Source organism: Armatimonadota bacterium (assembly GCA_031459715.1).
Classification (GTDB): domain Bacteria; phylum Sysuimicrobiota; class Sysuimicrobiia; order Sysuimicrobiales; family Humicultoraceae; genus Humicultor; species Humicultor tengchongensis.
Genome location: JAVKIA010000017.1, coordinates 47,174 through 53,878, shown reverse-complemented (window position 1 = coordinate 53,878; position 6,705 = coordinate 47,174). Strand labels below are relative to the sequence as shown.

Annotated in this window: 7 protein-coding genes; 3 read left to right on the top strand and 4 right to left on the bottom strand. The window is 70.2% G+C overall.

Annotated features, from left to right (window positions below; translation table 11 throughout):
• The 3 genes from QN152_08130 to QN152_08120 all read right to left on the bottom strand — a co-directional run.
• The coding region (locus QN152_08130; GenBank protein MDR7539482.1) for a cbb3-type cytochrome c oxidase subunit I at positions 1 to 1,035 on the bottom strand (1,035 nt) is incomplete at its 3' end.
• 22 nt (positions 1,036 to 1,057) lie between these two features.
• The gene (gene coxB, locus QN152_08125) at positions 1,058 to 1,783 is read right to left on the bottom strand and encodes a cytochrome c oxidase subunit II (GenBank protein ID MDR7539481.1); all 726 of its coding nucleotides are present in this window, start codon (positions 1,781 to 1,783) and stop codon (positions 1,058 to 1,060) included.
• A complete protein-coding gene (locus QN152_08120; GenBank protein MDR7539480.1) occupies positions 1,780 to 2,292 on the bottom strand; it encodes an Rrf2 family transcriptional regulator in 513 nt (170 codons plus the stop codon). The genes coxB and QN152_08120 overlap by 4 nt, the downstream gene beginning before the upstream one ends.
• Positions 2,293 to 2,478: 186 nt before the next feature.
• Between QN152_08120 and gnd the strand changes: the two genes are divergently transcribed.
• The 3 genes from gnd to pgl are packed head-to-tail and all read left to right on the top strand — an operon-like array spanning position 2,479 to position 5,730.
• Positions 2,479 to 3,375: a decarboxylating 6-phosphogluconate dehydrogenase gene (gnd, locus tag QN152_08115; GenBank protein ID MDR7539479.1), complete on the top strand. Its 897-nt coding sequence runs from the start codon at positions 2,479 to 2,481 to the stop codon at positions 3,373 to 3,375.
• A 5-nt stretch (positions 3,376 to 3,380) separates the two neighbouring features.
• A complete protein-coding gene (gene zwf, locus QN152_08110) occupies positions 3,381 to 4,958 on the top strand; it encodes a glucose-6-phosphate dehydrogenase (GenBank protein ID MDR7539478.1) in 1,578 nt (525 codons plus the stop codon).
• A gap of 46 nt (positions 4,959 to 5,004) precedes the next feature.
• Positions 5,005 to 5,730: a 6-phosphogluconolactonase gene (gene pgl / locus QN152_08105; protein MDR7539477.1), complete on the top strand. Its 726-nt coding sequence runs from the start codon at positions 5,005 to 5,007 to the stop codon at positions 5,728 to 5,730.
• A 9-nt stretch (positions 5,731 to 5,739) separates the two neighbouring features.
• Here the strand turns inward: pgl and QN152_08100 are convergent, their stop codons facing one another.
• On the bottom strand, positions 5,740 to 6,588 hold the full coding sequence (locus tag QN152_08100; protein MDR7539476.1) for an SDR family oxidoreductase: 849 nt from the start codon (positions 6,586 to 6,588) through the stop codon (positions 5,740 to 5,742).
• Between the last annotated feature and the right edge of the window lie 117 nt (positions 6,589 to 6,705).

The window sequence follows — 6,705 nt, the reverse complement described above, 5'->3', positions numbered from 1 at the left end:
GCCCCCGACCACCCAGCGGTAGGCATACAGCGGCTTGCGCGAGAAGTGGGTCAGCACCTCCAGCGCCACCCCGAAGGCGGGGAGGATCATGATGTACACCGCGGGATGGGAGTAGAACCAGAAGACGTGCTGGTAAAGCAGCGGGGCACCGCCCCGGGCCGCGGAGAAGAAGGCCATGCCCGCGATGCGGTCCAGCAGGATCATCAACAGTCCAGCGGCCAGGAACTGGGTAGCGGTGAGGCTGATCAGTGACGCGGCGAAGACCGACCAGACGAAGACGGGCAGCCGGCCCCAGGTCATCCCCGGTGTCCGCAGGCGGCCCACCGTCACCAGGAAGTTCAGGCCGCCCAGGATGGAGGAGAAGCCGAAGGTAATCACCGCCAGGTTGAACAGGACCTGACCGGTGGCGTTCACCTCGCTGAGCGGCGGGTAGGCCGTCCAACCGGTGTCGAACCCGCCGGTCAGGAACGTGGCCACCAGCAGTAGGGCCACGGGAGGGACCAGCCAGTAGCTGAGGGCATTGATGCGGGGGAAGGCCATGTCTTCGGCGCCGATTAGCAGGGGCACGGCGAAGTTGCCCAGGCCGCCGATGATGGTGGCCACGGCTACGGCGATCATGATGATCCCGTGCATGCTCATCAGGTGCGTGAACCGCCCCGCCGTCATGATGGTCTGCCCGGGAGCGGCCAGCTCGATGCGCATGAGCATGGCGAAGAGGCCGGCCAGCAGGAAGAGCACGACGAAGGTCACCAGGTACTGCAGGCCGATGACCTTGTGGTCGGTGGTGAAGTGGAAGTAGCGCCGCCAGCCCCGGACTTCCTCCCGGCGCAGGGGCAGGCCGAACCAGCCGCGGGCCCAGTAGTCCCACACCCCCACGCCCAGCAGCCAGCCGGCCAGGCCGACAAGGTAGCCGATGGTGATCGCCGCCTCCACCGGTGGTGCCGGGCGGCCCAGGAGCGCGGCCGCCCCTACGGTGGCGCCCCCGCCCAGCAGGAACCCCACCGCCCCAAGGCCCAGCCCCTTCAGCAGTGGCATCACTGCCTGACCCCCTCGCGCTTCATCGTGCCTTCGCCTCAGCCACCCACGCCTCGAACTCTTGCGGGTCCACGACCCGCACCGGGCTGCGCATCAGGTAATGTCCCAGGCCGCACAGCTCCGCGCACTGCAGCCGGAAGTGGACGTTGTCCTGGAACGAGCCCACGGCCGTGGGGGTGACGAAGACGCGGGTGGTCATGCCGGGGACCGCGTCGATCTTCATGCGGAAGGCGGGGATCCAGAAAGAGTGCACCACGTCGGTGGCGGTGACGTCGAAGCGCACGCGCCTCCCCAGCGGCAGGACTACCTCCCGCGCGGTGCGGCCGTACTGGGGATAGGAGATCCTCCAGAGCCAGCGCGTCCCCTCCACCCGCACCACCAGGTCGGCCGTGGGGTTGGCCCGCAGCTCGGCCAGGCCGCGCAGTCCGGGGTTGAAGATGACGTAGACGGCCAAAGCGGTAGTGACGGCCAGCCACACCCAGGGGACTGCCCCCCGCCCGTGCAGCGGCGGCCCGTCGCCCCGCGGCTCGCCGCGGACGCGGAAGCGGGCGACGCTGTACAGCAGGGCAGCCAGGACGAAGGTGAACACCGGCACAGCCAGCAGCAGCAGCAGGCGAAAGGCGCCGTCCACCACCTGGGCCTCCTCCGCCGCCGCTGGCGGGTAGATCCGGGCGCGAAGCGCCACCACCTCCCCCAGGACCGTGAGGAGGAGCCAGAGGATGGCGGCATTGCGCAGGTGTCCGGTCATCCGCGAACCGCTCCGACATCCCCGCCCGCCGGGCCGCGGCCCGCCCCTTGCGGTCGCGCCGGAGGTGCTGGCCTGCGGGGCCCGGATTGGCGGAGGCGCCGCTTGCGGCGTGACGCCACCAGATCCGCCAGCGTCACGGCCTCCAGCTCCCGGATCAGGACATCCTGCACGTGCCGCCACACCGGATGGGCCGGGCACGTCCGCTCCAGCGGGCAGGCGCCCCGACGGACCAGGCAGCGGTTGAGGGCCAGACGACCCTCGATGATGCTGATGACCCGGTAGAGGGTGAGCGTGGCGGCGGAGGGCTCAAGCTGAATCCCGCCCCCGCGTCCTCGCAACGTGCTCACGGCGCCGGCGGCGGTGAGGCGGCGGACGATCTTCTTCAGGTAGGCCAGGGGGACAAGCTGCCGGGAGGCGATGCGGCGCAGGGGAACAATCTCCCCCTGGGGCCTGGAGGCCAGCTCCACCAGCGTCCGGATGGCATAGTCCGCCTCGCGTGTCAGCTGCATGGGGATAAAAGAGACCTCTTTAGTTCCATTTACCCCGCGCACGTGTCCCTGTCTATCGGGCGGAGGATGTATTTGTGACTTCCCTGCCCAGCTCCCGGCCAGGACTAATGACCAATTGCGCCGTCAGAAGGGCCGGGTACACTAAGGGTATGTTTGGCCAGTGCAGGGCCGCTGGGGGTGAGTGGTGTGGAGATCGGTATGGTGGGGCTGGGGCGGATGGGCCTGAACATGACCCGCCGGCTGCTCCGCGGCGGGCACCGTGTTGTCGCCTTCAACCGCAGCCCGCTCCCTGTGGAGGAGGCGCAGCGGGAAGGTGCGGTGGGCACCCGCTCGTTGACCGAACTGGTGGAGCGCCTGGGCAGCCCGCGCGCCGTGTGGATGATGCTGCCGGCGGGAGACCCGACCACAAGGATGCTGGACACCCTGACCCCCCTGCTGGCCCGGGGCGACATCGTCGTGGACGGAGCCAACGCCCACTACCGCGACTCCCAGCGGCGCGCCGCGGAGCTGGCCGCCCAGGGCATCCACTTGCTGGACGCCGGAGTCTCCGGCGGCATCTGGGGGCTGCAGGTTGGATACTGCCTCATGGTCGGCGGTGAGGAGGAACCCTTCCGCCGCCTGGAGCCCGTTTTCCGCACGCTGGCCCCCGAGGACGGGTACGCGCTGGTAGGCCCCTCGGGGGCGGGGCACTTCGTGAAGATGGTGCACAACGCCATCGAATACGGCATGCTGCAGGCCATCGGCGAAGGTTTCGAGCTGCTGGCGGCCTCCGGGTTCCGGCTGGACCTGCCGCGCATCGCCGACCTGTGGAACCACGGCAGCGTGGTGCGCTCCTGGTTGATGGAACTGGTGCAGCGGGCACTGGCCGCCGACCCGCAGCTGGAGCGCGTCCGCGGCTACGTGGAGGATTCCGGAGAGGGCCGCTGGGCGGTGCAGGAGGCCATCGAGAAGGCCGTCCCCCTGCCGGTGATCACCCTGGCCCTGCAGACCCGCTTCCGCTCCCGCCAGGACGACTCCTTCACCGCCCGGGTCGTCGCCGCGCTGCGCCAGCAGTTCGGCGGACACCCCGTGCGGGAGGGATAGGCGGCGTGGAGGGCGGGCTGGCCGGGCGGACCGGAGCGGAGGCGCTGGTCGACCGGCTGCGCGAGAGTCTGTGGGTGGGGCGGACACCCCAGCCCTGCGCCGTCGTCATCTTCGGGGCCACGGGGGACCTGGCGCGCAACCGCCTCATCCCCGACCTGTACAACCTGGCGCGCAAGGGGCTGCTGCCCGCGTCCTTCGCCGTAGTAGCCTTCGCCCGGCGCCCCTTCACCAGCGAGTCCTTCCGGGAGCAGGTGCGGGAGGCGGTGCGGGAAAGCACGGAGGTCCGCTACGACCCCGCCGCCTGGCAGGCGTTTGCCGGGAGCATCCACTACATCCAGAGCGACTACGACGACCCGCAGGGATACGGGCACCTGGGCGTCCTCCTGGCCGATCTGGACGGCCGCCTGGGCCTGGGCGGCAACCGCCTCTACTACCTGGCGACGCCGCCCAGCGCCTACGCGACCATCGTCGAGCGGCTGGATGAGGCGGGGCTGGGGGGGCGCGGCCGGTGGCAGAGCGAGGCCGCCGGGTGGCGGCGCATCATTATCGAGAAACCCTTTGGCTCCGACCTGGAGACGGCGCGCGCCCTCAACGCCAGGGTGCACCAGGTCTTCGATGAGACGGAGATCTACCGCATCGACCACTTCCTGGGCAAGGAGACGGTCCAGAACCTGATGATCTTCCGGTTCGCCAACACCATCTTCGAGCCTATCTGGACCCGGCAGTACGTGGACCACGTGCAGATCACCGTGGCGGAGTCGGTAGGGATCGGCGGCCGCGGGGGGTACTACGAGGAAGCCGGCGTGGTGCGGGATATCCTGCAGAATCACCTGCTGCAGCTGCTGACCCTGGTGGCCATGGAGCCGCCGGCGCTGATCGAGGCGGACGCGGTGCGCAACGAGAAGGTGAAGATCCTGCATGCCATCCGCCCATTTGACCCCGGGGAGGTGGAGCGCCTGGCGGTGCGCGGACAGTACGGCCGCGGCATGGTGGAGGGGCGGGAAGTGCCGGGCTACCGGGAGGAGGAGCGCGTGGCCGCGGACTCGGTCACCCCCACCTACGTGGCCGTGCGCTTCGAGATCGACAACTGGCGCTGGGCGGGGGTCCCCTTCTACCTGCGCAGCGGCAAGCGGCTGCCCAAGCGGGTGACGGAAATCGCCATCCAGTTCAAGCTGCCGCCGCTCATCCTCTTCCACCAGGCAGGCGTGGAGGCCACGCAGCCCAACATGCTGGCGCTGAACATTCAGCCCGATGAGGGGATCGCGTTGCGTTTCGCCGCCAAGGTCCCGGGACAGGCCACCCGCATCCAGCCGGTGAACATGCAGTTCGACTACGGGACCTCCTTCGGCGTGGAGGAGCCCACCGCCTACGAGCGGCTGCTGCTGGACGCGATGATCGGTGACCGGACGCTGTTCGCCCGCCACGATGAGGTGGAGAAGGCCTGGGCGCTGGTGATGCCCATCCTGGACGCGTGGGCGGCCCACCCCCCGGCCGACTTCCCCAACTACGAAGCGGGCACGTGGGGCCCGCCGGCGGCGCGCGCCCTCATCGAGCGGGACGGGCGGCGGTGGCGGCAACTGTAGCCGTCGACGAGGAGTCGCGGCGGCCTGGCGCCATCCTGGAGCAGGGATGAGGGCGGCGCCGGCCGTCCGCATCTTCCCCACACCCCGCGCCCTGGTCGAGGAGGCCGTCCGCTCTATCCGCAGCCTGGCGGTTAGGGCGGTGGCGGCCTGCGGCCGCTTCGCCCTGGCGCTGTCGGGTGGGCGCACGCCGCAGGACCTCTATTCGCTGCTGGCCGAGGGCGGCGCAGGGGCGCTGCCCTACGACCGCATGGAGGTCTTCTGGAGCGACGAGCGGGCCGTGCCGCCCGACCACGCGGAGAGCAACTACGGCCTGGCCTGGCAGGTGTGGCTCTCCCGTGCTCCGCTTGCAGCGGCGCGCATCCACCGCATCCGCGGCGAAGTGGACCCCCAGCAGGCCGCGGCCCACTACGAAGCGGAACTGCGCCGGGTGCTCGGCGACCCGCCGCGGCTCGACCTGGTACTCCTGGGGGTCGGCCGCGACGGGCACACGGCCTCACTCTTCCCTGGCGATCCGGCGCTCGGCGACCACCGTCTGGTCGTGGCCACCACTGCGCCCCACCCGCCACTGCGGCGGGTCACCTTCACGCCCCAGGTGATCCGGCTGGCCTCCCGGGTACTGGTGCTCGCCAGTGGCAGTGACAAGGCCCGGGCGGTACGTCGCGCGCTGGAGGACGAGCCCTCCGCAGCGGTGCCGGCCTCCCTGCTGCGCTGGGCGCAGGTCTGCTGGTTTCTGGACGAGGCCGCGGCCGCCTGGCTCAGCCAGCGCGGCTAGGAAGGGTGTTCACGAACGCTCCTCCGAGGATGATGTTGCGGCCGCGGGCCGGGAGGAATCGACCTGTGGATAGTAGGGACTGGGCAGGGTGAGCCCCCCGTCTGCGACAATGGTCTGCCCGACGATCCACTCCGCGTCGTCGGAGCACAGGAAGGCGATGACGCGGGCGATATCCTCGGGCTGGCCCAGTCGCCCCTTGGGCGTGTACCGCAGCGCCGCGTCCAGCAGCCCCGGGTGCCGGCGTCTCTCGTACACCTCCGCCGAGTCTGTGACCACCACGCCGGGGCTCACACCGTTGACCGTGATGCCGTGCGGCGCCGCCTCCACCGCCAGATAGGCGGTCAGCGACTCCAGAGCGGCCTTAGCTGAGGCCAGCAGAGAGTAGTCGGGCAGGTAGCGGTGGGTAGGGAAGCTGGACACGGTGACGATCCGACCGCGGCGTCCGGCCATCAGACGCATCGCCTCCTGCGCCGCCTGAACAAAGGAGAAGACGGTGATCTGGTAGGTCCGGGCCAAGTGGTGGGGCTTGAGGTCGACGAAGCGCCGGAAGGCGGTGGACGCGGCATTGGCCACGAAGATGTCCAGCCCGCCAAACGTCTCGCCCACCACGTCGAACATGTGCCGCACGTCTTCGGGCCGCTCCAGGTCGGCCTGCACCAGGACGGCCCGGCGGCCCATGGCAACGATCGCCTCCGCCACCTGCCGGGCCTGGGCCTCGGCGCTCTTATAGTGGACGCCCACATGGGCGCCGCGTTCGGCCAGCAGGAGGGCGGTGGCGCGCCCGATGCCCCGCGAGGCACCGGTGACCAGCGCCACCTTGTCCGCCAGAGGTTCCGCCGTTCGCCAGTTCGCCGCCATTGATTTCACCCTTGCCCCAGGATTCCCTGAAGATGTTTGGCGCGCGCTCCCCGCCTCCTGCCTGCTCAACTGTGCCATCTCGACTAGACCACCCACGATCTGGGCACACACTCCCGG

What these genes read in the sequence shown, in the direction of transcription:
- coxB (MDR7539481.1), bottom strand. Translation starts at nt 1,783, where the DNA reads ATGACCGGACACCTGCGCAATGCCGCCATCCTCTGGCTCCTCCTCACG.
- QN152_08120 (MDR7539480.1), bottom strand. Translation starts at nt 2,292, where the DNA reads ATGCAGCTGACACGCGAGGCGGACTATGCCATCCGGACGCTGGTGGAG.
- pgl (MDR7539477.1), top strand. Translation starts at nt 5,005, where the DNA reads ATGAGGGCGGCGCCGGCCGTCCGCATCTTCCCCACACCCCGCGCCCTG.
- QN152_08100 (MDR7539476.1), bottom strand. Translation starts at nt 6,588, where the DNA reads ATGGCGGCGAACTGGCGAACGGCGGAACCTCTGGCGGACAAGGTGGCG.